This window comes from Pseudomonas baetica (genome assembly GCF_002813455.1).
GTDB lineage: Bacteria > Pseudomonadota > Gammaproteobacteria > Pseudomonadales > Pseudomonadaceae > Aquipseudomonas > Aquipseudomonas baetica.
This window is the reverse complement of record NZ_PHHE01000001.1, coordinates 6,005,532-6,030,466: the sequence shown is the minus strand read 5'-3', so window position 1 is coordinate 6,030,466 and position 24,935 is coordinate 6,005,532. Positions and strand designations below refer to the sequence as shown.

General features: G+C 58.6%; 23 protein-coding genes and 1 tRNA gene. 9 read left to right on the top strand and 15 right to left on the bottom strand.

What is annotated here, in order from left to right; genetic code table 11:
- Positions 1-190: 190 nt before the first annotated feature.
- The 3 genes from ATI02_RS27925 to ATI02_RS27915 form a co-directional block, all read right to left on the bottom strand.
- On the bottom strand, positions 191-559 hold the full coding sequence (locus ATI02_RS27925; RefSeq protein ID WP_420875250.1) for a cupin domain-containing protein: 369 nt from the start codon (positions 557-559) through the stop codon (positions 191-193).
- A 388-nt stretch (positions 560-947) separates the two neighbouring features.
- Positions 948-2,456 carry a hypothetical protein gene (locus ATI02_RS27920; protein ID WP_100847953.1) on the bottom strand — a complete coding sequence of 503 codons (1,509 nt, stop codon included), beginning with the start codon at positions 2,454-2,456 and terminating at the stop codon, positions 948-950.
- A 3-nt stretch (positions 2,457-2,459) separates the two neighbouring features.
- Entirely contained in the window at positions 2,460-3,266 is an 807-nt protein-coding gene (locus ATI02_RS27915) for a GNAT family N-acetyltransferase (protein WP_157815153.1), read from the bottom strand.
- A gap of 139 nt (positions 3,267-3,405) precedes the next feature.
- Here ATI02_RS27915 and ATI02_RS27910 point away from each other — a divergent pair, with 139 nt between their 5' ends.
- Positions 3,406-3,786 carry a RidA family protein gene (locus ATI02_RS27910; protein WP_100847951.1) on the top strand — a complete coding sequence of 127 codons (381 nt, stop codon included), beginning with the start codon at positions 3,406-3,408 and terminating at the stop codon, positions 3,784-3,786.
- Between the two features lie 211 nt (positions 3,787-3,997).
- Entirely contained in the window at positions 3,998-5,986 is a 1,989-nt protein-coding gene (locus ATI02_RS27905) for a peptidase U32 family protein (RefSeq protein ID WP_095190945.1), read from the top strand.
- 114 nt (positions 5,987-6,100) lie between these two features.
- Here ATI02_RS27905 and ATI02_RS27900 read toward each other — a convergent pair.
- Positions 6,101-6,175, bottom strand: a tRNA-Gln gene (locus tag ATI02_RS27900).
- A gap of 318 nt (positions 6,176-6,493) precedes the next feature.
- Between ATI02_RS27900 and ATI02_RS27895 the strand changes: the two genes are divergently transcribed.
- Positions 6,494-7,522, top strand: coding sequence for an alpha/beta fold hydrolase (locus ATI02_RS27895; RefSeq protein WP_100847950.1), 1,029 nt, complete (start codon positions 6,494-6,496; stop codon positions 7,520-7,522).
- A 70-nt stretch (positions 7,523-7,592) separates the two neighbouring features.
- On the opposite strand, the gene ATI02_RS27890 is transcribed toward ATI02_RS27895, so the two are convergent.
- From ATI02_RS27890 to ATI02_RS27865, 6 genes are all read right to left on the bottom strand, one after another.
- Positions 7,593-7,952 (bottom strand): DUF6124 family protein, encoded by a 360-nt coding sequence (locus ATI02_RS27890; RefSeq protein ID WP_100847949.1) that lies wholly within the window; start codon positions 7,950-7,952, stop codon positions 7,593-7,595.
- 110 nt (positions 7,953-8,062) lie between these two features.
- Entirely contained in the window at positions 8,063-8,428 is a 366-nt protein-coding gene (locus ATI02_RS27885; RefSeq protein WP_100847948.1) for a DUF6124 family protein, read from the bottom strand.
- 486 nt (positions 8,429-8,914) lie between these two features.
- Positions 8,915-10,078, bottom strand: coding sequence for a hypothetical protein (locus ATI02_RS27880; RefSeq protein ID WP_095190948.1), 1,164 nt, complete (start codon positions 10,076-10,078; stop codon positions 8,915-8,917).
- A 152-nt stretch (positions 10,079-10,230) separates the two neighbouring features.
- Positions 10,231-11,253 (bottom strand): transcriptional regulator SouR, encoded by a 1,023-nt coding sequence (locus ATI02_RS27875; protein ID WP_095190949.1) that lies wholly within the window; start codon positions 11,251-11,253, stop codon positions 10,231-10,233.
- A gap of 135 nt (positions 11,254-11,388) precedes the next feature.
- Complete coding sequence (locus tag ATI02_RS27870; protein ID WP_238156291.1) at positions 11,389-12,444, bottom strand: radical SAM protein; 1,056 nt, start codon at positions 12,442-12,444, stop codon at positions 11,389-11,391.
- Between the two features lie 165 nt (positions 12,445-12,609).
- Entirely contained in the window at positions 12,610-13,566 is a 957-nt protein-coding gene (locus ATI02_RS27865; protein ID WP_244196554.1) for a LysR family transcriptional regulator, read from the bottom strand.
- Positions 13,567-13,680: 114 nt separating this feature from the next.
- On the opposite strand from ATI02_RS27865, the gene ATI02_RS27860 reads away from it, so the two are divergent.
- The 6 genes from ATI02_RS27860 (at position 13,681) to ATI02_RS27835 (ending at position 19,428) form a co-directional block, all read left to right on the top strand.
- Entirely contained in the window at positions 13,681-14,082 is a 402-nt protein-coding gene (locus ATI02_RS27860) for a RidA family protein (RefSeq protein WP_100847947.1), read from the top strand.
- A 233-nt stretch (positions 14,083-14,315) separates the two neighbouring features.
- Complete coding sequence (locus tag ATI02_RS27855) at positions 14,316-15,179, top strand: putative selenate ABC transporter substrate-binding protein (RefSeq protein WP_095190951.1); 864 nt, start codon at positions 14,316-14,318, stop codon at positions 15,177-15,179.
- On the top strand, positions 15,176-15,973 hold the full coding sequence (locus ATI02_RS27850) for a phosphonate ABC transporter ATP-binding protein (RefSeq protein ID WP_100847946.1): 798 nt from the start codon (positions 15,176-15,178) through the stop codon (positions 15,971-15,973). The genes ATI02_RS27855 and ATI02_RS27850 overlap by 4 nt, the downstream gene beginning before the upstream one ends.
- Positions 15,967-16,791 carry a PhnE/PtxC family ABC transporter permease gene (locus ATI02_RS27845; RefSeq protein WP_100847945.1) on the top strand — a complete coding sequence of 275 codons (825 nt, stop codon included), beginning with the start codon at positions 15,967-15,969 and terminating at the stop codon, positions 16,789-16,791. Before ATI02_RS27850 ends, ATI02_RS27845 begins: the two co-directional genes overlap by 7 nt.
- Positions 16,788-17,555 (top strand): phosphonate ABC transporter, permease protein PhnE, encoded by a 768-nt coding sequence (gene phnE / locus ATI02_RS27840; RefSeq protein ID WP_095190954.1) that lies wholly within the window; start codon positions 16,788-16,790, stop codon positions 17,553-17,555. Before ATI02_RS27845 ends, phnE begins: the two co-directional genes overlap by 4 nt.
- A gap of 193 nt (positions 17,556-17,748) precedes the next feature.
- Positions 17,749-19,428, top strand: coding sequence for an MFS transporter (locus ATI02_RS27835; RefSeq protein WP_095190955.1), 1,680 nt, complete (start codon positions 17,749-17,751; stop codon positions 19,426-19,428).
- Between the two features lie 43 nt (positions 19,429-19,471).
- Here the strand turns inward: ATI02_RS27835 and ATI02_RS27830 are convergent, their stop codons facing one another.
- The 5 genes from ATI02_RS27830 to ATI02_RS27810 all read right to left on the bottom strand — a co-directional run bounded on the left by ATI02_RS27830 (position 19,472) and on the right by ATI02_RS27810 (position 24,761).
- Positions 19,472-19,702: a putative antibiotic biosynthesis monooxygenase gene (locus ATI02_RS27830; RefSeq protein ID WP_047302112.1), complete on the bottom strand. Its 231-nt coding sequence runs from the start codon at positions 19,700-19,702 to the stop codon at positions 19,472-19,474.
- Positions 19,699-20,628, bottom strand: coding sequence for a catalase family peroxidase (locus tag ATI02_RS27825; RefSeq protein ID WP_238156292.1), 930 nt, complete (start codon positions 20,626-20,628; stop codon positions 19,699-19,701). The genes ATI02_RS27830 and ATI02_RS27825 overlap by 4 nt, the downstream gene beginning before the upstream one ends.
- Positions 20,629-20,726: 98 nt before the next feature.
- Positions 20,727-22,184 (bottom strand): aldehyde dehydrogenase family protein, encoded by a 1,458-nt coding sequence (locus ATI02_RS27820; RefSeq protein ID WP_095190970.1) that lies wholly within the window; start codon positions 22,182-22,184, stop codon positions 20,727-20,729.
- A gap of 19 nt (positions 22,185-22,203) precedes the next feature.
- Positions 22,204-23,715: a GMC family oxidoreductase gene (locus ATI02_RS27815; RefSeq protein WP_100847943.1), complete on the bottom strand. Its 1,512-nt coding sequence runs from the start codon at positions 23,713-23,715 to the stop codon at positions 22,204-22,206.
- Positions 23,716-23,831: 116 nt separating this feature from the next.
- Positions 23,832-24,761, bottom strand: coding sequence for a LysR family transcriptional regulator (locus ATI02_RS27810; RefSeq protein ID WP_100848513.1), 930 nt, complete (start codon positions 24,759-24,761; stop codon positions 23,832-23,834).
- Between the last annotated feature and the right edge of the window lie 174 nt (positions 24,762-24,935).

The window sequence follows — 24,935 nt, the reverse complement described above, 5'->3', positions numbered from 1 at the left end:
TTTATTGATCAAAATTGAAGACAGGCGCCAGCGCTTCCTGACACTGCAACCACACGCGTGGCGGATGGCGAATCACTTTGCAGGAAGCGCACTTTTATGGAGTTGCATACGTGCCGTCAAATCCCGGCGCAAGGTCGCCCGTACCTCGGCATCGCACTCGTCGCAGCAATTTTTCTGCACTGAGGCAACATCACGGCTGCAGAACCAGCAGTGGCTCCCCCTTCCTGACAACATAAGTGGCCAACTCCGAAGCCTTGCCCGCGCCGACGTTGCGGGCAATGTGCGCTACGCCTTGCGGAATCAGCAACGACTCTCCGGCCTTGAGCGTCACTGGCGCCCGGCCTTGCAGTTGATACTCCAAGGTGCCACTGATCACGTAAGCCACCTCGACCCCCGGATGTACATGCCGGGGTGCGGCGACGCCCGGCTCGAAGTCAACGCGGGCCTGAATGACTTCACGGTCGGCAGCGCCGAGGTCCTCGCGCACCAGGTCCGTGCGGCTCAGCCCTTTTTGCCAGCTCATGGCCTGGGCATCGTCGGCGTGAGCAAAACCGCTCATTGCGAAGAGAATGCCGGCAGTGGCGATCAGTCGATTACGTTGCATGATGCAGCCCTCAATCAGTAGCTGTGTGATGGCCTCCACTGTGACCGCAAGATGTACACGCGATGTGTCAAAAAATCGGGGGTTGTTGATCACGTGTGTATGGCCGGGTGGCGGATACACGCCGGTACAAACCCCGCCCCCGCCGGGTCAGTTGGAAACTCATATGGCGAGCAGCCGATTCAAATACTCTCAGTCCATTGAGGGAAGGAGTTCTGGCGACCATTAGAACCGCTAACGCTCATAAGATTTTGATTGTTTGAAGGCCAGGTGCGAAAAAGCCCTGAACTCGATGAGTGTCAGGGCTTCTTTTATGGACCGGCATTTGCTCTGGATTAGTAGACACTCAACTGAACCAGGGCGTTATGTATTTTTTAAAGTCTTCCGCGTCCGTTTTGCTCAACGTTTCGGCTATTTTTTTTGCTTTCAACCCGGCACAGATTTCCGTCAATAGCAGGTACATCGCAGAGTCCTGCATTTTGACCGCGTCCCATCGGTTGAGGAAACCCTTGCTGGTGCTTAGGCGCGCCCAATCTATCGGGTAGCTGTTGTTCCCCAGCGATTTGTATCGGTCACACTTGACGATGCCACCTATTTCTTTGTCCTTCACGCCAGTGAATGAGTCTGGGACATTTGCATAGGGAGGATTATTGGCATCGAACTCAACCCGAAAATGAAACGGGAAATTTGCCTTGCCTTCAACCTCCGCCCCAACCGCAATCATTCCTGTGTCCAGCCCCACGCGCCATTTTCCAGCAAATAGCCGCAGCATTTCACAATAACGAGCGAGCGCTTTGTCTTCTTTCGAGGCTATGAAATATTTCGGAAAAGCAACTTTGGCTGTCTCACTCGTTTTGGGGTTGATGATCGTGAGGATGTTCAATTCGCCTTTGGGACCGACGCCGCTGATCCAGGGAAGTTGCTTCTCCAGATCACCGATATCCTGAAGGTAATCGAGCGTGACGGGATAGTCGAACCCTTCGTAACTATAAAAAAGATTCCGGGTTCGATCATCGGCCATGAAACAAAGGCGATTGAGCCTTTCTGCGACACGCACGCCCGCCGCTCGCCCACAGCCTATGCCAAAACCATCGTACCCAACGAGCGTTACACCGACGTCCTCTAAATCCCGGTAATCGGAAATATCCTCATTTGAAACGAGGAACACAACCGGCACCTGTCCAGCGAATCGATACCACCAGAACTGTTCGGGTTTGTCCTTGACAGTTTCCAGCCAGGACCGCTGCCTGCCGCCTGAGGGAATCAGGATGGCGGGCAAGGTCGGAAACTTTTCCACCAGCGCTGTGAAGTCAGGCAACTCAAGCGGATCAAATGAACAACATTGCTCGCGTTGGCTTTGCAGGAGGTCGAAAAGTTTCATGTATTCAACCAGCCCTCCCCCACAGACCTTGGGCTGGATCTGGCGAACATCCGGGTATTTGATATTGGAGTTCAAAGTGTAATAGTCACTCCAGTCCAGATCCTCAAATTGAATACACATATCCGGGCATCCATCGAGTGTTTCCTTATCCCGCAATTTGCGCGCTTGATTGCGGATCGCGCGGGCCTTTCCACGGGCTTCATCGCGAAGGGCACAAGCCTCTTCATAGAGGATCTTCTGCTTCTCACGCAGCGCGTCGAGCCGCTTGGCATTCGCCGACTTATCGGGGCAAGTTTCGATAGCGATGGAAATTTGTTTGCTGACAGGCAAGGCGCCTTCATCGGCGGCATCTTTCATCTGCTTGAACAGCGCTTTCAGTTGGCTCGAATGGGGATCAATATCTTTTTTGCCCCAGTATTTACCAACGAGAGCAGCGATATCATCCGTGAGGGTCGTATCAACGCTTCTATCCATTTTTCAAGCCACGAACGTGAGTGAACCGGTTTGCTGAAAGCCACAGTGAGTGGCGACTTTAACTGACGGGGCGTTGCCGGGATCGATGGTCAGCATCAACTTTTCATTGTTCCTTGCAGCCTGAAGTTGCATCAGCGCCTGACTGGCGATGCCCTGCCCCCATGCCGGGCGGGCGACCCAGTAGGAAATGGCAATGGCCGCCTCTCCGGTCCCCGCGAAGATGGCGCCCAACAATCGACCCTCACCATCTACGATGGCAAAGCCTGTCGTTGCGTTTGCCTCGAGGCCTCGAATCTTTTGCAGCACATCGTCGGCAGCGATCATCGGTTTCATCCGGCCGAGACGCCAGACATCAGGATGCAGCGCATGGCGACAGTAAGCCTCGGCGTGACACTCTTGCAGGGGCGTTAGCGACACATCCACCCGCCCCGGCAGTTTCCGGTAGCGGCTGACGATGTCGAACTGGCTGGCGTTGTTCCAGTCCCCGGCGCTGGCCAGAGAAAACAACGCGGGAATGCGGCTCTGGCTGTCATGACTGGCCAGCGTTTTTTTGAACGGCGGGTACTCGTCGAAATGCGGTCCAACGATCAGCGAAACGCGTATGAACGCTTCGATATCATCACGGGCGTCAAGTTGCTGCAAGACGGAGCGGGAGACTGCGGTATCGAGTCGATCATCGATTTCGACCGGCGATAGCCCGGCCACGGCGTGAGGCGTCGAACAACGCAACTCGGCGAGGACAGACTGGGCGATTTGGCGACGACAGCCCTGTTCAAGGACCGATAGTTGACGGGAGCGAATCACAAGCATTGATGTTCTGCCTGAGCCAAATGAATTGAAAAGACGTTCCTTGTGCCCAAGAGTATGGAACCGAATGGGCAAACGGGCCATGTGCGCAGGGAATCTGTAAACTGGCGCGATCTTTTACTTGAGCAAACAAGGGATCAGCATGGCCAACCAAGACATCATCTTCACTCCCGATCCGGACGCGGACTCGATTTCTTCCGACGTCAGCACTTTCAACGGCATCATGGTTTCTACTCAGATCCCGACCCGTGCCGACGGCAGCCTGGAACTGGGCGGCATCACCGAACAAAGCGAATGCACGCTGCAAGCACTGAAAGTGGCCCTGGAACGTGCCGGCAGTTCGATGGACCGCGTGATGCACCTGACCATCTACCTCACCGATATGGCGGATCGCGCTGCGTTCAACGAGGTTTACAAGCGCTTCTTCGCCAAGCCTTGGCCAGTGCGTGCAGCGGTGGGCGTGGCCTCCCTGGCTGTCGAAGGCATGCGTGTGGAAGTTACCGCGATGGCCGCCAAGGCCTGACCGGACAACATAAATCTCTGTAGGAGCTGTCGAGTGGAGCGAGGCTGCGATCTTTTGATCTTTGAAATCAAGATCAAAAGATCGCAGCGTGCCGCAGCTCCTGCAAAAGCGAGACCAGGTCTGCAATAGCCATCGGGCAGCACAGGCGTGCCGGGCGCGCGTTTCGCGGGTAGAATGCGCGCCTAACCGTGACAGCCTGACTAAAAAAACTATGTCCTTGCCCAAGCATCACCTGGAATTGCTCAGCCCTGCCCGCGATGTGGCCATCGCCCGTGAGGCCATCCTGCACGGCGCCGACGCCGTGTACATCGGCGGCCCGAGCTTCGGCGCGCGCCACAACGCCTGCAACGAAGTCGGCGAAATCGCCGAACTGGTGGAGTTCGCCCGCAAGTATCACGCGCGCATCTTCACCACCATCAACACCATCCTGCACGACAACGAACTGGAGCCGGCGCGCAAGCTGATCCATCAATTGTACGACGCTGGTGTCGATGCGCTGATCGTTCAGGATCTGGGCGTGATGGAGCTGGACATTCCGCCGATCGAGCTGCACGCCTCGACCCAGACCGACATCCGCACGCTGGAGCGGGCGAAGTTCCTCGACCAGGCCGGTTTCTCGCAACTGGTACTGGCCCGTGAGCTGAACCTGCAAGAAATCCGCGCCATCGCCGATGAAACCGATGCTGCTATCGAGTTCTTCATCCATGGCGCGTTGTGCGTGGCGTTCTCCGGCCAGTGCAACATTTCCCACGCGCAGACCGGGCGCAGCGCCAACCGTGGCGACTGCTCCCAGGCCTGCCGCTTGCCGTACACCCTCAAAGATGAAAAGGGTGGCGTGATCGCCTACGAAAAACACCTGCTGTCGATGAAAGACAACAACCAGAGCGCCAACATCCGCGCCCTGGTTGAAGCCGGCGTGCGTTCGTTCAAGATCGAAGGTCGCTACAAGGACATGGGCTATGTGAAGAACATCACCGCCTACTACCGCCAGCGCCTCGACGACGTGCTCGAAGATCGTCCGGATCTGGCCCGCGCCTCCAGCGGCCGCACCGCGCACTTCTTCCTGCCGGACCCGGAAAAAACCTTCCACCGTGGCAGCACTGATTACTTCGTCACCGATCGCAAGATCGACATCGGCGCGTTCGATTCGCCGACCTTCACCGGTCTGCCGGTGGGTACGGTCGAAAAAGTCGGCAAGCGAGACATGCAGGTCGTGACCCGGGAGCCGCTGTCCAACGGCGACGGCTTGAACGTGCTGGTCAAGCGTGAAGTGGTCGGTTTCCGCGCCAACATTGCCGAGCCGAAAGGTGAGTTCGAAGAAGACGGCGAGAAGCGCTACCGCTATCGCGTCGAGCCTAACGAAATGCCCGAAGGCCTGTTCAAGCTGCGCCCGAACCACCCGTTGAATCGTAACCTCGACCACAACTGGCAACAGGCGCTGCAAAAGACTTCCTCCGAACGCCGTGTAGCGTTGAGCTGGTTCGCACGCTTGCGTGAAGAGCAGCTGGAAATCACCGCCACCAGCGAAGAAGGCATCAGCGCCAGCGTCACCCTCAACGGCCCGTTCGGCGTTGCCAACAAGCCGGAGCAGGCGCTGGAGCAACTGCGCGATCTGCTCGGCCAGCTCGGCACCACGCAGTACCACGCCACCGACATCAAACTGGATGCGCCGCAGGCCTTCTTCATCCCTAACTCGCAGCTCAAATCCCTGCGCCGTGAAGTGATCGAAGCGCTGACTGCCGCCCGTGTTGCCGCGCATCCGCGTGGCAGCCGTAAAGCCGAGACCAGCCCACCGCCGGTGTACCCGGATTCGCACCTGACGTTCTTGGCCAACGTGTACAACCAGAAGGCCCGCGATTTCTACCACCGTCACGGCGTGAAGTTGATCGACGCGGCGTACGAAGCGCACGAAGAGCCAGGCGAAGTGCCGGTGATGATCACCAAGCACTGCCTGCGCTTCTCCTTCAACCTGTGCCCGAAACAGGCCAAAGGCGTGACCGGCGTGCGCACCAAAGTGGCGCCGATGCAGTTGATCCACGGCGATGAAGTGCTGACGCTGAAGTTCGACTGCAAGCCGTGCGAGATGCACATCATCGGCAAGATGAAGGGCCACATCCTCAACCTGCCGCAACCGGGCAGCGTGGTCGGCCACATCAGCCCCGAAGACCTGATGAAAACCATCCCGCGCGCACCGCATTGATTGGTTAGCGAGTACGGTGCTGCGGCGCCGTACTCGCCCGCCCTTCTGCGCAGAAGCCAAATTGCAGGCATAAAAAAACGCCAACTTCTTGCGAAGTTGGCGTTTTTTCGAATATGGCAGGGGCGGCTGGATTCGAACCAACGCATGGCAGGATCAAAACCTGCTGCCTTACCGCTTGGCGACGCCCCTACTGCTCTGTCCAGCGCCTCTGTGAGGTTCGCTGTGAGAACGGGGCGAAATTTACCAACATTCCTTTCGTTTGTGAAGCACGAAATGAAATATTTTTTGTTTTAAAACAGCGACTTATTATTTTTGACCGATTCAGGCCAAGGATCAGCCTGTTTCGCGGTGTGTATCACACTGTGTACGAAGCCCGCCGCGACACAGCGCCTTTCAACAAAGCCTCGATTCGACACAGGCCAGATACGTCCCTGCGCTCAAATGCACCCAAGGTTTGAAGGGTTCATTCCCAACCCTTGGCCAAAGGTTCGCACAGGAGACGTCACCATGAAGATGGCACTGCACACCCGCAAAAGCGCTTTCGGACTTTCGATTCTGGCGCTGTCGCTGTTCGGCACTTTTGGCGTGGCTCAGGCACAAACCACTGAACCTGCGGCGCTCAGCTATTCTGCGCCCTCGCCCTTCGGCCCGCTCAAGCATGTGAAGGCCGGCGTGCTGGATGTCGCCTACGCTGAAACCGGCCCCGTCGATGGCCCGGTGGTGATTCTGTTGCACGGTTGGCCCTACGACATCCACAGCTACGACGAAGTCGCGCCGTTGCTGACGGCCAAGGGTTATCGCGTATTAATGCCGTATGCGCGCGGTTATGGCGATACGCAGTTCCTCTCCAAAGACACCCTGCGCAATGGCCAACCCGCGGCGCTGGCCAGCGACGTCATCGATTTCATGGATGCGCTGAAGATCAAGCAAGCGGTGCTTGGCGGCTATGACTGGGGCGCACGCTCGGCGGACATTGTTTCGGCGTTGTGGCCAGAACGCGTGAAGGCACTGGTGTCGGTCAGCGGCTATTTGATCGGCAATCAGGCCGCCGGCCAGAACCCGCTGCCACCCAAGGCGGAATTGCAGTGGTGGTATCAGTTCTACTTCGCCACCGACCGTGGCCGCGCCGGTTACGCGAAGAACACCCACGACTTCGCCAAGCTGATCTGGCAAACGGCGTCACCGCAGTGGAACTTCGATGACGCCACGTTCGACCGCTCCGCCAAAGCGCTGCAGAACCCGGATCACGTCGACATCACCGTGTTCAACTATCGCTGGCGCCTGGGCCTGGTGCAGGGCGAAGCGAAATACGCGGCGCTGGAACAGAAACTGGCCACCGCCCCGCCGATCAGCGTGCCGACCATCACTATGGAAGGCGATGCCAACGGCGCACCGCACCCGGCGCCTGAAGACTACGCCAAGCGCTTCACCGGCAAGTACCAGTTCCGCTTGATCAACGGCGGGATTGGCCACAACTTGCCGCAGGAAGATCCGCAGGCGTTTGCCAAGGCTGTGATTGATGCGGATCACCTGTAGAGCGTCACCCTGCCCCAACAAAAAAACAGTCAGCCGCAAAGGCTGACTGCTTGATCAATAACGGACGTGATTACTCGGTTGGCACAACGTTATCCAACGCCTTGTTCACCGCCAACTCCCCCAACATGACCACTTGCGCAATGCCTAACAGGGTATGGCGGTTTGATCCCTCCAGCACCCCGGCAAAATTTCCGAGCATGACCGTGGCGGATGCCAAGGAGCCGCTGGCATTGGTCAGCAAGGACTCGGTGTCGGCTTGCGGGTTGGCCATAAACAGGGTGCTGGGCGTATAGGCTGTGGCCATGATCGCTGCCGCAGGCAGGAGGTAATGGTCAAGCGCACGTTCTGCCGCTTCGTGGAGCTTTCTTGAGTTGGGTGAGGCGTACGGGGATGCGGGGTCTGTGACCGGTGGTTCGGGTGTCTTGGACATCAGCTGAAACTCCGATAAGAGTTTGATAGAAGGCGTGAAGCGTCACGATCGCGACCGGTGACGCTTCTTTGCAGTGAGGGGCAAATGCCCCTCACTCATCTGCTTCGCGGTTAGTTCGGCAAGCGCTGGTTGTCCAGGACTCGACCGACCACCAATTCGCTGAGCATGATCACCTGTTGCAGGATCAGCATCTTTTTGCGATGTGGCCCGTCCATCAACTCGGCGAATTCACGCGCCATGTCACTGGCGGAAGACAAGGTTTCAGTCGCCTCGACCAGCAGCGTTTCGTCATCCACGGTGGGGTCGATGAGGTAGATCTTGCCGGTCTTGCGGGTGGGTATTGAAGTCTTCAGCGCAGAGGGATTGAGGTAGAAGTTGATCGCGCGGTCGGTGGCCTCTTTGATGTTTTGAGGTTCGAGCGCGGCGTCGTAGGGGATTGGATCGGTTTCTGGTGGGTTAGGTGTAATTTTGAACATAAAGGACTCGCCATCTTGAAAGAATGAGGAGCCGACACTCTCGCTACCAAACGAAGGGTGGCGGCCATACGTGGGTTGGTAGACCGGTCAAGACAGCGAACCCCCGGCGCCCCCGAAGGAGCCCCACGCATGGCCACCATATAAAGCTGAGCCCCAAAAAGAGACTGCATAGGGTGACGCGATACGGCTATCAAGAAACGGGCTACCAAACCCGATCACTGTTTTTTGCAGTGACAGGGAAACGATACAGCCCGCCTCAAGGCGCGTAAGCCGGCGGATTCTGGCTTACGCGTAGGCAACGGCGCAAGGTGTTGTAGCCGTTATGGCGTAACAGTGCGTGTAAGTTAAACGTGTGTGCGGAATGATGTTTAAGCACTGTGACCGAAGTACTGAATCACTCGTAAAGGGCCGCGCAGTCGCCTAATCAAAGGTGTTTCCCAAGCCCCCGAAAAGGCTTGGGTACCCGCGCTTACGAGCGGCCGAGGATCAGGGCACAGGTTGAGTCTCGAGGGGTTTCAGCAGGTCGCCTGACAGGATCTCAAAGATGCAAAACTCATCAGGGTCCCGGGAGGTGTCGGCCTTGATCCTCGCAAGACGTTTCGCAATGTTCGCCGCCTGTACCTCGCCGACCTCAAATTCCTCGACGAGTATATATTCGAGCGGAGTTTGCCCATCAGACCTATAGGCATGCTCGACAGCCGTTTCGAAAAGCATCATATCTGGCTGCCGCTTGATTTCCTCACAGACTGCGTCCAAAGGATAATCATCCAGAGATCTGATGAGGTGGCTATAGATATCCACTAGCTCACCCAGCAACGCAATCGATTGAGGATAGCTAGCGTTATACCAGGGTCTGTCTGTATCCAGGGAATAGGTAATTCCGTTACAGATAATCTGTAGCGGGTCCTTTCGATGCAAGCCTGCGTTATGAACTGTGTTCCGGCAGGCACCCAAGAATTGGATGATGTTCTTATCGTGGTTGATGTTCCGCCCGTACTTCTGCTCGTCGACCATCTTGTAAAGCGCATTGATCTTGTCCGGGATAGATCGGTGAGGACCTCGCACCTCCAGAATTTCGTTCAGGTACTTCGACCTATCCTCGTCCGAGTTCGATTCGCCATGTCGCTTGAGCAGCTTGCTGACTTTATCCTTCCGGCTTTTTTCGTAATCCGCCTCAAGCGTCTCGGCATAGCCGCCGTAGAGCTTCGTAATCCAGTGTTCGAAGCAGGAAAACGCCGAAACCGTGAAGTCCAGCATCAAGCTCCCCACCATTCCATTGATACGATCGGAGAAAAGCGCACTGATATCGGACAACGACGCTTTGAAATCCTCATGCTCCAGAGCGGCCCCCTTGCCATCGACCTGTACACGAGGTGTCAAATGTTGCTCCTCCAGCATCTCAACCACCAATTCGGGGCACAAGTGTCTCGCAGCGGTGTTGGACAATTCCTCATTCATCATGAAAACGATCGGCAGGTCGCATACATCCCTGAGGTGCGAGTAGTAGTTGTGCACCATAAAGAACGGCAGGCGGTTCTTGTTGATCTGGTAATTGCCGCGCAGCGTGTGCTTTTCCAAAATAATGGCCTTGTTTTTCAAGGCCAAGAAGGCAGCAATTATCAGTTTATGATTGCTATCGAAGGTACTCATCTGAACTCCTGTTCTAGATTGCTCATGGTTGACTTATTGCGTGGATCAGGCGACCCGCAATCAGCCAAGGCATTGTGACATCACTTTTGGGATGTACGCCACCGACTGCGTCAGCTGTCCCTCCGGTAAAGGCCCCCAACACGGCATTAAAGCTATTTGACCAGCCGTTTTTCTTTGGAAGGTCTGTAGCCGAAATATGAGCTGTAGCATTTGCTGAAATGGCTTGGGGAAACGAAGCCGCACGCTACGAGCACTTCCACTTGTGACAGCTCCGTGTGTTGCAGCAAACGCCGTGCTTCGGTGATGCGCAGTTCCAGGTAATAGCGCTGCGGCGTGGTGCCCAGTTGTTCCTTGAACAAGCGCTCCAACTGGCGACGTGACCGTCCGGCGTACACCGCCAGTTGCTCCAGCTCCAGCGGTTCCTCCAGATTGGCATCCATCAGCTTCACCACTTCACGCAACGGCGCACTGACGCAGATGTTTTCATCCGGTTTGATCCGTCGATACCGCGACTCTTCAAACGCCAGAATATCTTCGATGCCCTCGACCAACGCCTTGCCGTGCAAGCCTTTGATCCAGTCCAGCGCCATGTGGAACGCCCCGGACGGACTCGACGCCGTGAGCCGGTCGCGATCAATCACATAAGGCTCGCTGCTGACTTGCGTGGATTTGGCAATTTCGGTGAGCGCCGGACGATGTTCCGGGTGGATCGCGCAGCGATAGCCATCGAGTAATCCGGCGCGCCCGAGAAACCAAGCGCCATTCCACAAACCGGCGAGCGACACGCCCCGCTCCGCCGCCGTGCGCAACAAGCTGATCAACTCATCCGTCGCCTTCAGTTCGGTGCGATAACCGCCACACACCACCAGCAGATCCAAATCGTGGAGCGCAGCCGGATCAATCCGTGCATCCGGGCGAATGACCAGGCCCAAATCGCTGACGACCTCATCGTCACCCAAGCCGAACGTACGCGAAGCAAACAGCTCTGCACGCAACAGATTGGCGGTGATGATCGTGTCCAGCGCTTGGGTGAAGGCCGGCAGTGAAAAGTGTTCGAGCAGCAGGAAACCGGTGCGGGTCACGCGGCTGTCAGTGGATTGCTCATTCAGATAGCGGAGGTTTTTCCCCTTCATGCCTCCGCTGAATTGGCGTCGTTCGATCAAGGTCGGGTCCATCGGTCATGTTGTTATCCGCCGATAGTTGGCCTGTTCTGCGCCAGAGTCAATCGCGCCGCTGACATTGAAAATGATCCGATGGCCAAATGTTCTGACACTTGGCTATCGAACCCTCTGCAGTCATGCCGAGATCGTTCAAACCTCTGAAAACACACCAGCGCCCAATCGCCCTTCCAGACGGCCGAACAGCACATAGTGATGATAGGCACTGGCGAAGGCGCCGGTGGAAAAGGCAGCGCGGACGTCTTCGTTCAATTGAAAATACTGCTCTTCATCGAAGTTTTCCGCACTGACTTCGCCGGCCCGGCCAAGTCGCTCGCTCTCGATGGGCTGATCAAGAATGATGCGTCGCTGGAAATCAATGATGCGATTGACCGCATGCTTTTCCAGCACCCCTTGGTTGGGGTACATCGCGTAGACATGCAGGCCCTTGCTGGCGCAACGGTCGCACATGTCGGCGCAGTTTTCCTGTGTGGATTTGCGCCGGGTCAGTTCATCGAGCGGCATATCGAGGTATTTGCCAACCTGATATTCGGATTGATTGAACACTGCGCAGCCCAGAACCGTATTGCCGTTGCAGTCAATCACCAGCCAGTTGTCTTTGAGCGTGCACGCCTCTCGGGGGAAGTGCTGGACCATGTTGATCAGGTCCGCGTAAGGCGGTAACGCGAGCCTTTTCAAGGTTTCGTGGTCAGTGTCCGTCACCGATGGGTCGTGCGCGACAATGGCCTGGGTCTTTTCCAGCGGCATCATCACCGAGTAACCGGTGCTGAACTTGAAGCCGAGGCGCTCGCTGAACTCGCGCATCAAGCCTTCTTCTTCCATGTTGTCGAGGTAGCGGTGATAGTAAACGTCGACCTCTGTCTGCAAATTAAACTGCTGCTTAATTTCAGACAGTTTGATCATGTTCTGTTTGACAACTTCAATGTCACCACCGGCATGCCCCTTCGCGTAGGTTTCCTGATAAAACCCTGACAGCGAAACACGGAAGTAACCTGGCTGGGCCATCAAGGCCTTTTCCATGTTCTTGGCGAGATTGAGGTTAGTGCTGATGCCGCTCTTCATGCCGGCCGCATTGATAATCTCGATGAACTCGCCAATCTTTGGATGCACCAGTGGCTCAGTCCAGTTGTAGAGATAAATCTCGCGCACGCCTTCGCCTTTGGCTTTCTCGACGATCTGCCTGAACATGTCGATCTGCATGGACTATTTGAAATTCAGATTCTCCGAGTTACCCATCGGGCAGGATGGGCAACTCAAATTGCAGGTGCCAACGATATCGATGTACATATTCATGACGAGAGAAGCTCCTTGAGCGCTACGCTCTTCTGATCAACGCCGCAGGCCTTCGGGTTGTCAGGGGTGTTGGTTATTTGACGGCTTTGCATCCGTGCTAGCAATAACTCCACCAATCGCGCGGGCCGTCATCAACTCGACAATCCAATCGATAAACACTCGCAACTTCAGGCTGACATGCCGGTTCGGCGGGTAAGCCACATAGAGCGGCATCGGCTCAAGCTGCCAATCCTCGAACAACGGCATCAGCTCGCCCCTGGCTACGTGCGCATCGGACATGTAACGGGGTAGCCAAAGCACACCCATACCGGCCAGACCCGCCGCAAGGTAGGCATTGCCGTCATCGACCGCCAGCACATGGCGGCCCTTGATTTGCAGATGTTCGCTGTTGTTATGCAAGGCGTAAGGCACGGGCTTGCCGGTGCGTGCCCACAAGAAGCCGACCACCCGATGATGCGAGTCTTCCAGCGCTTGCGGATGCACCGGCGTGCCGGCGCGGGCCAGATAGGCGGGCGCGGCAAACACGCCCGGTTGCAAGTCCGCGACCTTGCGCGCCATCAGCGACTGATCGAGCAGCTCACCGCCACGCACCACGCAATCGACGTTCTCATCAATGATGTCGACGATGCGATCGCTGACGCCCATATCGATCTGAATGTCCGGGTAACGCGCGTGAAATTCGGGCAATGCCGGCATCAGAATCAGTCGCGCAAACGGGCTCGGCACATCGACGCGCAGGCGCCCCCTGGGGATCGCTGCCGCGCCAGGCAAGCTGGTTTCAGCGTCTTCCATGTCGGCCAGCAGCTTGATCACTCGCTCGTAATACGCCGCGCCATCGGCCGTGACATTGACCTTGCGCGTTGTGCGATTGAGCAATCTGACCCGCAACCGTGCCTCCAGTTGCTGGACCAGTTGGGTCACGGTGGTCTTGCTCATGTGCAGGGTCTCGGCGGCTTTGGTAAAACTGCCGGCCTCGACTACCCGGGCAAACGCCTGCATTGCATCGAAACGGTCCACTTCGCGCCCTCTGATTGTTTGTATTTCGCAAACAGTGAGCGCCAAGGTTGCGCGTTTATCGCTTCGATGCAAGGCCCTACAGTCACTTCATCAACTCACTGATGGAGACACCCCATGACGCAGCGCGATGTTGTTTTTCCACCTGGGCGCCGGGCACTTTACGAACGCCATCATTACTCCCCGGCCGTACGCTCTAACGGCTTTCTGTTTGTCTCGGGACAAGTTGGCAGCACCGACGACGGATCGCCCGAACCGGATCTGGAAACCCAAGTGCGGCGAGCCTTCGACAACCTCAATGCGATCCTGAAGGCTGCCGGGAGCAGTTTTGAGGATGTAGTGGATGTCACCGTGTTTATCGTCGACCCGCAATCGAAGTTCGAAACGATCTGGAATATCGTCGTCTCCGAATTCTGGGGCAACGCTCCCCACCCGACCGCGACGGCCATAGGCGTGACCTGGCTGTATGGTTTCGACTTCGAGATCAAGGTCATCGCCAAACTGCCAGAAAACCATTGATCACCCCTGTAGGAGTTGCCGAAGGCTGCGATCTTTTGACTTTTAAAAACAAGATCAAAAGATCGCAGCCTGCGGCAGCTCCTACAGGTGAAACCTAACGCAAATATCGTGTGCTGGCCTTTAAACCCTCAAATGCGTATAACCTCGCCGTTTCGTCTAACCTGACTTTGCGCCCAGCCTCGACTGCACAACGGCGGCGCTTCGACTTTGACGCTCACGAAACGGAGAATTCCATGCTCAAACGAACCCTGGCACTGACGGCCGGCCTGGCCCTGTCCCTTTCCGCGCTGGCAGCGCAAGCCGCTGATGTGTTGCGGGTCAGCGCCATTCCCGATGAAGCCCCGACCGAACTGCTGCGCAAGTTCGAGCCATTGGGTGCTTATCTGGAGCAGCAATTGGGCATGAAGGTGCAGTTCGTCCCGGTGGCCGATTACCCGGCGGTGGTTGAAGCGCTGGCCACCGACCGTCTCGACATGGCCTGGCTGGGCGGTTTCACCTTCGTACAGGCGCGCCTGAAGACCGACGCCACTACCCCGGTGATCCCGCTGGTGCAGCGTGAGCAGGATGCACAGTTCACCAGCAAATTCATCACCGCCGACCCGAACGTCAAAAGCCTCGCCGACCTCAAAGGCAAGACTTTTGCCTTCGGTTCGGTATCGTCTACCTCCGGCAGTCTGATGCCGCGTTACTTCATGCTGAAAAATGACGGCATCAAGCCTGAAGCGTATTTCAGCCGCGTGGCCTATTCCGGCGCCCACGATGCCACCGTTGCCTGGGTGCAGGCCGGCAAGGTCGATGCAGGGGTTCTGAACGCCAGTGTCTGGCAGAAACTGGTGGATGCCGGCAAGGTCGACACCAACAAGGTCAAAGTCTTCGCCACCACCCCGACCTACTTCGATTACAACTGGACCGTGCGCGGCACGCTCGATCCAGCCCTGGCGGCGAAGATCAAGAAAGCCTTCCTTGATCTCGACCCGGCCAACCCTGAGCAGAAGAAGATCCTTGATCTGCAAGCCGCCAGCAAATTCATCGACACCAAGCCTGAGAACTACAAGGGCATCGAGGAAGCCGCCCGCGCTGCCGAACTGCTGAAATGACGCTACGCCTCACTCAAGGCAGCCTGCGCCACGCCAATGGAGTCGATGCCCTGCGCGGCGTCGACTTGCAGATTGGCGTCGGCGAACAAGTCGCGATCATCGGCCCGTCCGGGGCCGGTAAATCGAGTTTGCTCAACCTGCTGGCCACCGCACTGCGGCCCAGCAGCGGCGAGATCGAAGTGCTCGGCGAGCGCGCCTGGCATTTGTCTTCGCGACAACGACAACGGCTGCGTGCCCGGATCGGTCTGGTGCATCAGGCGCCGCCGCTGCCATTGCGGCAGCGCGTGGTGACGGCGGTGCTGGCCGGCAAACTCGGGCAATGGAGCCTGCTGAAAAGCCTGATTAATTTGCTGCACCCACTGGATGTACCCGGCGCTCGGGCAGCATTGGCACGCCTGGATCTGGCCGACAAATTGTTCGCCCATTGCCAGCAACTGTCGGGCGGCCAATTGCAGCGCGTCGGCATTGCCCGCGTGCTGTATCAGGCACCGGAGATTCTGCTGGCTGACGAGCCGGTATCGGCGATGGACCCGGTCATGGCCGGGCACACGCTGTCGGTACTGTCACGCCATGCCCGCGAGCACAGCGTCACGCTGGTGGCGAGCCTGCATGCGGTGGACCTCGCGCTGTCGCACTTCCCGCGCATCATCGGCTTGCGTGACGGGCAGATTCTGTTCGACAGCCCTGCCGATCAAGTCAGCCGCAAGATGCTCGACGCGCTGTACGCCAACGAACAACTGCAGTCACCGACAGTGGCGGTTACGCCTTTAACTGTGCAGATTCCACGATGCTGAAGGCCGATTCACGGGATCCCGCTGCCTGGCCACGTCTGCTGCTGACGGTATTGGCGATTGCGTTGCTATGGCCGGGGGTCCAACTCAGCGAGCTAAATCTGGGCGTGCTGCTGCCCGACACCCAGAATGAAATGGGCCGGTTTGTCGCGCAGTTCTGGCCGCCTGCGCACGATGAGGACTTTTTGCAGTTGTTGCTCAAAGCCACGCTGCAAACCCTGGCGATAGCCACCGCCGGCATGGCGTTGGCATTGCTGTTGGCGGTGCCCGCCGGCCTCCTGGCCAGTCGCGCCTTGTCGCTGTCTGCGGCTTCCCGGGGTGGCGTGCCGAATCGGCTCGGGCGTTTGTTGCGCTGGCCGATTCGCGGATTACTGATCTTCCTGCGCAGCGTGCCGGAGATTGTCTGGGCGTTGCTGTTTGTGCGTGCAGTCGGCCTCGGCCCGGCGGCGGGCGTGCTGGCGATTGCGATCACTTACAGCGGCATGCTCGGCAAGGTCTACGCAGAGATTTTCGAATCCACCAACCAACGCCCGGCGCATGCCCTGTTGCAATCGGGCAGTGGACGTCTGGCAGCTTTTGCCTACGGAATTTTGCCCAATGTCGGTGCAGAACTGCTCTCGTACACGGTCTATCGCTGGGAGTGCGCGATCCGCGCTTCGGTAGTGATGGGGTTTGTTGGTGCCGGTGGCCTGGGCCAGCAGATCGACCTGTCGATCCGCATGTTCGCGGGCGGTGAAGTCGCCAGCATTCTGCTGACCTTCCTGCTGCTGGTGCTGGTAGCCGATCAACTCAGCCGCTTGCTGCGCTGGAGGCTGACATGAACCGCCTGATCAATCTGTTGCTGATTGCTGGCATCGGCGTGGCCGTCGTCGCTTCGTTCATTTACTTAGGGCTCGACCTCGGCGAACTGGGCACTGCCACCAGCCTGAAACAGATGGGCGCGTACGTGCAGCGCTTTCTCAGCCCGGATCTGAGCGCCGATTACTTGAAAGCGATCCTCCATGGCTCGCTGGAAACCCTGGCCATGTCGGCCCTCGGCACCCTGCTGGCGGCAGTCTTCGGCATCGTCCTTGCCCTGCCCGCCGCCGGGCGATTCGGCTGGCCGCTGCGCAGTGCTTCGCGCCTGCTGCTCAATGGCCTGCGGGCAATTCCGGAACTGGTCTGGGCCGCGCTGATGGTGCTCGCCGCCGGGCTCGGCCCGAACGCCGGCACCCTCGCCCTCGCCCTGCACACCACCGGCGTACTCGGCCGCCTGTTTGCCGAAGCGCTGGAAAACACCCCGCCGCAACCGGCCGAAGCGATCCGCTTGCAGGGTGGCAACCCTGTCCTCGCCTTCTGCTACGGCACCCTGCCCAACCTCGCCCCGCAACTGCTCGCCTACATCCTCTATCGTTGGGAAAACAACATTCGCATGGCCAGCGTGCTGGGTTTCGTCGGCGCGGGCGGTTTGGGCCAGATGTTGTATGTGAGCCTGAGCCTGTTTCAGGAGGCGCAGGCCAGTACGGTGATTCTGGCGATGCTGGTGCTGGTGTTTGCGGTGGACTGGTTGAGTGCGTGGAGCCGCCAGCGCTGGGTCAAGGCGTAGGTGCCAGTGCTGGCGAGTGGATATCTGCCAGAAGCTGATTATGCTTCAGGAAACCTCGCACACCGGCGAGGCGGTCAGACTGTGCAGGTTTCACGCGACAGCAATTGCGGCATACGCCACAAGGCCAGGGTGCAATAAAGCGGTATTGGGGGGACTCCGGCCTACAAAAAAACAAGCACGACGGAGTACACCCATGGCCACAATCGACACGACATCCTCAGGCAGTCCACCCCGTAGCGGCGGCATCACCAAGGAGGAGCGCAAGGTCATCTTCGCTTCGTCCCTCGGTACGGTATTCGAGTGGTACGACTTTTACCTCTATGGCTCACTGGCGGCGATCATCGCCAAACACTTTTTCGCCGGCGTCAACGAGACCACCGCGTTCATCTTTGCCCTGCTCGCCTTCGCTGCTGGATTCGCGGTACGGCCGTTCGGCGCCATCGTGTTTGGCCGGCTCGGCGACATGATCGGACGCAAACACACGTTCCTGATCACCATTGTGATCATGGGTGTGTCCACGGCCATCGTCGGTCTGCTGCCCGGCTACGCGACTATCGGTGTCGCCGCGCCTGTGATTCTGATCACTCTGCGGCTACTGCAAGGTCTGGCGCTGGGCGGTGAGTACGGCGGTGCAGCGACTTACGTGGCCGAACACGCGCCGCCGGGCAGACGTGGTTTCTTCACTTCATGGATTCAAACCACCGCCACCCTCGGCCTGTTCCTCTCGCTGCTGGTGATTCTGGCCTGCCGCACCGCGCTGGGCACCGAAGCGTTTGAAGCATGGGGCTGGCGAATTCCGTTCCTGCTGTCGATCCTGCTGCTGATCGTTTCGGTGTACATCCGCCTGCAACTGAGCGAGTCGCCGGTGTTCCAGAAGATGAAGGCTGAAGGCAAGGCCTCCAAGGCGCCGCTGACCGAGTCCTTCGCCCGTTGGGACAACCTCAAAGTGGTGATCATGTCGCTGCTCGGCGGCACCGCCGGGCAGGCGGTGGTCTGGTACACCGGGCAGTTCTATGCGCTGTTCTTTCTATTGCAGACACTGAAGATCGACCCGCAAACCGCCAACCTGCTGATCGCCGGTTCGCTGCTGATCGGCACGCCGTTCTTCGTGATCTTCGGCAGCCTGTCCGACCGTATTGGCCGCAAGCCGATCATCATGGTCGGCTGCATTCTGGCGGCGCTGACCTACTTTCCAATCTTCCATGCGTTGACCCAGTACGGTAACCCCGACGTGTTCATCGCCCAGGAGAAAAACCCGGTCAAGGTGATCGCCAATTCCGATCAGTGCTCGTTCCAGTTCGACCCGGTGGGCAAGGCCAAATTCACCAGTTCCTGCGACGTGGCCAAGACCCTGCTGGCGAAACGGGCGATCCCGTATGAGAACGTAGAGGCCGAACCGGGCACCGTCGCGCAAGTGCGCATCGGCGACAAAGTCATCGAAAGTTTCGAGGGCAGCACCCTGCCCGCCGCTGACTTCAAGGCGCGTAACGATGCGTTTACCGCCAACCTGAGTGGCGCACTGAAGGAAGCGGGCTACCCGGAGAAAGCCGATCCGGCCAAAACCAATTACCCGATGGTCTTGCTCCTGCTGACCATTCTGGTGATCTACGTGACCATGGTGTACGGCCCGATTGCGGCGTGGCTGGTCGAGCTGTTCCCGACCCGCATCCGCTACACCTCGATGTCGCTGCCCTATCACATCGGCAATGGCTGGTTCGGCGGCTTCCTGCCGACCGTGGCCTTCGCGATGGTCGCGGCCACCGGGGATATTTATTACGGGCTGTGGTACCCGATCGTCATTGCGGTGATGACCGCGATACTCGGCACGTTCTTCCTGCCGGAAACCAAGGATCGCGACATTCTTAAGGACTGAGTCCAGTGCTCCGCCCTCTTGAACGGAGGGCGGAGCACAGACCCTAACGCAGCATCCAGCGTGACAGCAGTCGCGCACTCAACGGCAGCATCCAGTAGACCATGTTGAAAGAGATCAACCCGGCCACCACCACTTTGAACAGCCAACCCGGCCATTCCAGGTCTGCCAGTTCCAGCAGCGTCGCCAATCCCCATGGCATGCTCACCGTCAGCGGCAAGACGACCAACCATGACAACACCCACTGCTTCCAGCGAGCGCCTGTATTGCTACTCATGGTTGCTGTCGCCTGAATACCGCCCGTTGATAAATACGATCACGCGCCAGCGTCATCGGGTCGGCACTGAGGTTGATGCCGTCGAGCAAGCGCCCCGGGCTGAACGCCAGACGTTGCTGGGCGAGTTGCTGCGTTTCGGCCGGTTCCAGGGCATCAAGGCTGAAAATCCCCAGCTCAAGCTCCTCGTTCTGACGTGACCACGGGATTGAGCCATCTTCGACAACGTCTCCCGACGCTGCCAATTGCAGCACCAAGCGCATCTTCAACGAACCCTTGCTCAGTCGCGCGCTGATTTCCTCCTGCAGGTAATCAGCGGGCATCGCCGCCGCTTGGGCGTCACTCAATGATGGCAGCATGAGCAGTGGTTCGATGCGGTAACGGCCAATCAGCTGATCGCCATTGCGGTTGATGAACACCAACGCGTTAACACCGAAGTACTCGAGTGCCACATAGCTACGGGGTGCCGGTTTGGGCGCTTCCAGGAAATGCTCAGCCCGTGGATGGTTCGCCAGAAAGGTTTGCAGTGGCTGGGGATCCGGCGGTGTCGCGCCATTGGCGGCAATGCCTTGCAGAAAACTCAGAAAGTCTTCTGGCGTGGCCACCGGAAAGCCGTCGAACGAGTGCGCCACGATATCGGTGAACGCGCCGTTCGGCAGGGCAAAACGCACCGCCACCCCCTTAGGGCTCGCCATCGGATCGCCGTCAGCGGTAGCCGGTACGCCACTGAAGTTGGAGAACCGCAGCACCACCGGCACCGTTTGCCCTTGCAAGTGGGCTGCCCGGCTGATCGAGCCGGCGATGCGTGAAGCGGTGAATGTGCCGTTCACCAGCAGACCCTTGGCATGGGTTGCCCTGAATCCGGGGTGACGGCCGAACGTCGCAGTGAGCGCATCGAGCAACGCATCGTACAACCGCTCCTGGGGCATAGCGTTTTTCCTTGTTTCAGTGGCGAGCAGGACCGAGGATGTTGTCAGCGTCCCGGCCAGCACCGCCCCGATCATTAAGCGCTGCAATCGCATGGCGGTCATACCTGGCGCAGACCGGGATTGAGCGCGATGTGTTTGTACTCAATGAAGTCGTCCATGGCCGCCACCCCATTGAGCCGCCCCTGCCCCGATTGCTTGAAACCGCCCTCCTCGAACTCGTCGAACACCATGGCCCAGTCGTTGACCCAGACAGTGCCGGCCTCCAGCTCGCGTGCGACTCGCAGGGCGCGATCGACATCACGGGTCCAGACGCTGGCGGCCAGGCCGAACTCGCTGTTGTTGGCCAGTTCAATCGCCTCGGCCTCAGTGTCGAACACTTGCAATGTCAGCACCGGGCCGAAGGTTTCGCGCTGGACAATTGCCATGTGCTGATCACTGACGCGCAACAGCGTCGGCCGATAAAACGCGCCTTTGGCCAGCGGCCCTTCAGTGACCGGCCCGCCGCGCACGATGACTTGCGCACCGGCAGCCATCGCCTCCTCGACCACTTGGTTGACGCGTTGCACATTGGCTTTGTCGATCAACGGCCCCATCTCACTGACCGGATCCGCCGCCGGCCCCACGCGCACGGCCTCAAGGCGTGCAGCCAGACGTTCGATCAGCGCGGGCGCAATATCGCGCTGGACCAATAGCCGTGAACCGGTCATGCAGAACTGCCCGGCGAACACCGTCAGGGCCTTGAGCAAGACCGGCACCGTGACTTCAAGATCGGCATCGTTGAATACCAGCATCGGGGTCTTCCCGCCCAGCTCCAGACCGAAGCGTTTGAGGTGTTGCGCCCCCGCCGCCGAGATCGCCCGGCCGGTACCGGTGCTGCCGGTAAAGCTGATCACCGGCACCTTGGGGGACTCGACCAGATGGATGGAACCCGCCGCCCCCAGTTCGCTGAACAGATTGATGACCCCGCGAGGCAAAGACCGCGCCTCGCTCATGATTCGTGCCAATAGCGCGTTGGTCTGGGCGGTCTGCCCCGGCATTTTGACGATCGTGGTGCAACCGGCGGCCAGCGCCGGCGCCAACGATCGAATCATCAATACCACCGGTGAATTCCACGGCACGATGATGCCCGCCACACCCACGGCCTGGCGCAATACCATGGAAATCCTGCCGGGTTTCGGCTCTGCCGCTCGCCCATACTCGGCCCGCGTCATTGCCGCGTAATAGCGCAACTTGGACGGCACCATCCGCACTTCAAATTCGGCTTCAGGGCGGATCTTGCCGTTTTCCAGTGCCAACGTGTCGATCAGTTCTTCGGCATTGCGCTCGAAAGCGTCCGCCAACTCCAACAGCACCGTGGCGCGCAGGGTGCGGTCATCTTTCCACGATGTTTGTGCGAACGAGCGTAACGCCGCTTCAATGCCCTGCTGCGCTTCATGGGCACCGCCCTCGGCGTATCGCCCGATCCGCTCAGACGTCGCAGGGTCGATGGAGTCTTTGTAAATACCCGAATCGAGCCACAGGCCATCGATCCAGTTCAAAACCGGTGTGTTGTTCATAGTCATTAGAGACCTCAAGTCAGGCGTAGAGCGCGGCGATTTTTTCCGCAACGGCAATCACAGTGATGTTGGTGGCGACCGACGGCACATCCGGGAAGATCGATGCGTCGACCACGCGCAGCCCTTGCAGGCCAATGACACGAGCCTGCAAATCGACCACTGCGGCGGTATCACCGGGCTTGCCCATGGGCGCGGTTGAGGTCGGGTGGTGATACGTGTCCAGGCTCGCCCGCACGCTCGCCAACAGCGCTTCATCCGACTCATGGACCGCCCCCGGATTGAGCTCCGAGTGGATAAACGCGTTCAACGGCGCTGCGGCGCCGATTTTGCGCGCCAGGCGAATACCCTCCAGCAGACGCAGGCGATCCTCAGGTTCGGCGAGGAAGTTCAGGTCAATATTGGGCGCCACCAGCGGATCACGACTCGCCAGCGTGACGCTGCCGCGCGATTGTGGCCGGGTGAGTGCGACCGCGAGCACGAAGCCGACACCGGTCGGACTCTGCTCGTGAGGAAACAGGTGCGTGGCGGTGATATGCAGATCAAGCTCACCTTTCTCGGCGCTGCGGCTGTGTGTCCACAGCTTGGCCCCGATGGCCGGTGATTGCCGACCGATCAAATCCGCACGGGTGGCATAGGCGTTGTAGTAGAACGGGTGATCCATCAAACGCTGACCCACCGGCAGATCCGCAACCAGCGGAATCTGCAAAGCGTCCAGATCAGCGGCAGGGCCAATGCCGGAGCGCAGCAGAATCGCCGCACTACCATAACTGCCCGCGCACAGGATCACCTCACTGGCCAACCGTTGCGTGCCATCACTCATTTGTACGCCTATGGCACGCGGGCCCTCGAACAGCACTTTGTCGACCACACGGCTCGCCTGGATCTGCAGGTTGCTGCGCGCTCGCACCTGTTCAGTGAGATAGGCCATGCCGGTGTTGATGCGCACGCCGTCGACGATATTCATCGGATAGGGGCCGACGCCGTTGGCATCCGCGCCGTCAAAGTCATCAATGATCTTGTAGCCGTAAGCAAACGTGGCCTGAATAAACGCCCGCTGCATCGGTGTGACGTCCAGATTGCTCAGTTGCTTGACCGGCAGTGGCCCATCATGGCCATGCAAGTCGCTGGCACCACGGCTATGGCTCTCCAGTTTCTTGAAGGCGGGCAGTACGTCTTCATAACTCCACCCTGGCAGATCCCAGCGCTGAAAATCACTGGCACGGGCGCGGATCGCTACGGCACCGTTGATCGCCGAACTGCCCCCCAATACCTTGCCGCGCAAGGCACCGATGGGATGGTCGATGTAGCCGGGGCGGGTTTTGAAACCCCATTCGAACGCTGGGTCTGCGTTGGCTCCGACAATGTCGCTGCTGGCCACGAAGTCCGGATACTCGTTGGGTAAAAAGCTTTTGCCTGCCTCCAGCAGCAACACTTGACGCTGGTTGTTCTCACTGAGTCGGCGCGCCAGTACCGCGCCAGCCGAACCGCCGCCGACTATCACCACGTCGACTTTATCAAGGGTGTTATTCATGCATGTCTTCCCTGTCAGGCACTCGAGATGGCGCCTTTCAGGGAAAGCTTAAGGAACGGCACGAAGGCCCATAAGCAGGCAAAAAGCGAATCGGCGTTTCGTTAATTCCGAACGACTCAGCCTGCTTGCCGCGCCAGAGTGGCAAGCATCTGCTCCCACTCTGGCGGACTGCCGATCTGCTCAGTCAGAAAGCTCACCAAGGCGTGCAGCTTGGGCGATGCGCGCAGTGATTGCCGGTACACCACCGAGATATTGCCACCGCGCGGAGCATAAGGCGCCAGCACCTCCTGCAACTCGCCGGCGACGATCGATTGTGCGGCCAGGAACGTTGGCAGAATCGCCAGGCCCATGCCTGCCTTGGCCGCTTCCATGAGTTGGTGAGCATTGTTGGTACGCAGTCGACAACGGACACGAAACGATTCCAGCGCATTGTTCACGGGCAAGGTCCACATGCCGTGCGGCTCGCGGTTCACGTAAAGCATCGCGAAGTGTCGGGACAGTTCCTGAGGGGTTTGCGGCGCGCCATGCGCCGCCAGATACTCAGGACTGGCGCAAATGATGTGGCGATTGGGCGTGATAGTTTTCGCCACCAGCGAGGAGTCTGGCAGTTCACCGATACGGATGGCCGCGTCGTAGCGCTCTTCGTGCAGATTGACATGGCGGTCGTCAAAATCGACGTCCAGTTGCAACTGCGGATAACGCACGGCGAACGACGACAGAATCGGCGTCAGATAACGAATACTGAACGCCATCGGCGCGGCGATTCGCAAGCTCCCGTGCAGGCTTGACTGGAACGTTTGAACGGCGCCTTCGGCGTCGTCGACATCCGCCAGGATACGCACACAGTACCGGTAGAACACCTCGCCCGATTCGGTCAGGCGCGCATGCCGGCCGCGCTCCAGCAAAATACTGCCCAAACGCTTTTCCAGTTGCTGAAGACGTTGACTGACCATCGATTTGGCAACGCCCATGCGCCGCGCGGCTTCGGAAATACTGCCGGTGTCGACCACCGTCACGAAAGAATGCATCTCACAGAGTTTGTTCACGTTATAGATCCAGAGAAACAGCAAAAACTGCGCAGCCAGTGCGCAGGGCTGACGGTTCAGGCGGATGCCGAGGCGGTCATTCAAGGGCCGCAATTTAAAGCCCCGGCTGGCCGGCGCGGTAGTCGCAAAAAACGGCCTGCTGATTCCCATACAAGGGACGATCAGCCTTGTATA

What these genes read in the sequence shown, in the direction of transcription:
- ATI02_RS27925 (WP_420875250.1), bottom strand. Translation starts at nt 559, where the DNA reads ATGAGCGGTTTTGCTCACGCCGACGATGCCCAGGCCATGAGCTGGCAA.
- ATI02_RS27920 (WP_100847953.1), bottom strand. Translation starts at nt 2,456, where the DNA reads ATGGATAGAAGCGTTGATACGACCCTCACGGATGATATCGCTGCTCTC.
- ATI02_RS27915 (WP_157815153.1), bottom strand. Translation starts at nt 3,266, where the DNA reads ATGCTTGTGATTCGCTCCCGTCAACTATCGGTCCTTGAACAGGGCTGT.
- ATI02_RS27910 (WP_100847951.1), top strand. Translation starts at nt 3,406, where the DNA reads ATGGCCAACCAAGACATCATCTTCACTCCCGATCCGGACGCGGACTCG.
- ATI02_RS27905 (WP_095190945.1), top strand. Translation starts at nt 3,998, where the DNA reads ATGTCCTTGCCCAAGCATCACCTGGAATTGCTCAGCCCTGCCCGCGAT.
- ATI02_RS27895 (WP_100847950.1), top strand. Translation starts at nt 6,494, where the DNA reads ATGAAGATGGCACTGCACACCCGCAAAAGCGCTTTCGGACTTTCGATT.
- ATI02_RS27890 (WP_100847949.1), bottom strand. Translation starts at nt 7,952, where the DNA reads ATGTCCAAGACACCCGAACCACCGGTCACAGACCCCGCATCCCCGTAC.
- ATI02_RS27885 (WP_100847948.1), bottom strand. Translation starts at nt 8,428, where the DNA reads ATGTTCAAAATTACACCTAACCCACCAGAAACCGATCCAATCCCCTAC.
- ATI02_RS27880 (WP_095190948.1), bottom strand. Translation starts at nt 10,078, where the DNA reads ATGAGTACCTTCGATAGCAATCATAAACTGATAATTGCTGCCTTCTTG.
- ATI02_RS27875 (WP_095190949.1), bottom strand. Translation starts at nt 11,253, where the DNA reads ATGGACCCGACCTTGATCGAACGACGCCAATTCAGCGGAGGCATGAAG.
- ATI02_RS27870 (WP_238156291.1), bottom strand. Translation starts at nt 12,444, where the DNA reads ATGTTCAGGCAGATCGTCGAGAAAGCCAAAGGCGAAGGCGTGCGCGAG.
- ATI02_RS27860 (WP_100847947.1), top strand. Translation starts at nt 13,681, where the DNA reads ATGACGCAGCGCGATGTTGTTTTTCCACCTGGGCGCCGGGCACTTTAC.
- ATI02_RS27855 (WP_095190951.1), top strand. Translation starts at nt 14,316, where the DNA reads ATGCTCAAACGAACCCTGGCACTGACGGCCGGCCTGGCCCTGTCCCTT.
- ATI02_RS27850 (WP_100847946.1), top strand. Translation starts at nt 15,176, where the DNA reads ATGACGCTACGCCTCACTCAAGGCAGCCTGCGCCACGCCAATGGAGTC.
- ATI02_RS27845 (WP_100847945.1), top strand. Translation starts at nt 15,967, where the DNA reads ATGCTGAAGGCCGATTCACGGGATCCCGCTGCCTGGCCACGTCTGCTG.
- phnE (WP_095190954.1), top strand. Translation starts at nt 16,788, where the DNA reads ATGAACCGCCTGATCAATCTGTTGCTGATTGCTGGCATCGGCGTGGCC.
- ATI02_RS27835 (WP_095190955.1), top strand. Translation starts at nt 17,749, where the DNA reads ATGGCCACAATCGACACGACATCCTCAGGCAGTCCACCCCGTAGCGGC.
- ATI02_RS27830 (WP_047302112.1), bottom strand. Translation starts at nt 19,702, where the DNA reads ATGAGTAGCAATACAGGCGCTCGCTGGAAGCAGTGGGTGTTGTCATGG.
- ATI02_RS27825 (WP_238156292.1), bottom strand. Translation starts at nt 20,628, where the DNA reads ATGCCCCAGGAGCGGTTGTACGATGCGTTGCTCGATGCGCTCACTGCG.
- ATI02_RS27820 (WP_095190970.1), bottom strand. Translation starts at nt 22,184, where the DNA reads ATGAACAACACACCGGTTTTGAACTGGATCGATGGCCTGTGGCTCGAT.
- ATI02_RS27815 (WP_100847943.1), bottom strand. Translation starts at nt 23,715, where the DNA reads ATGAATAACACCCTTGATAAAGTCGACGTGGTGATAGTCGGCGGCGGT.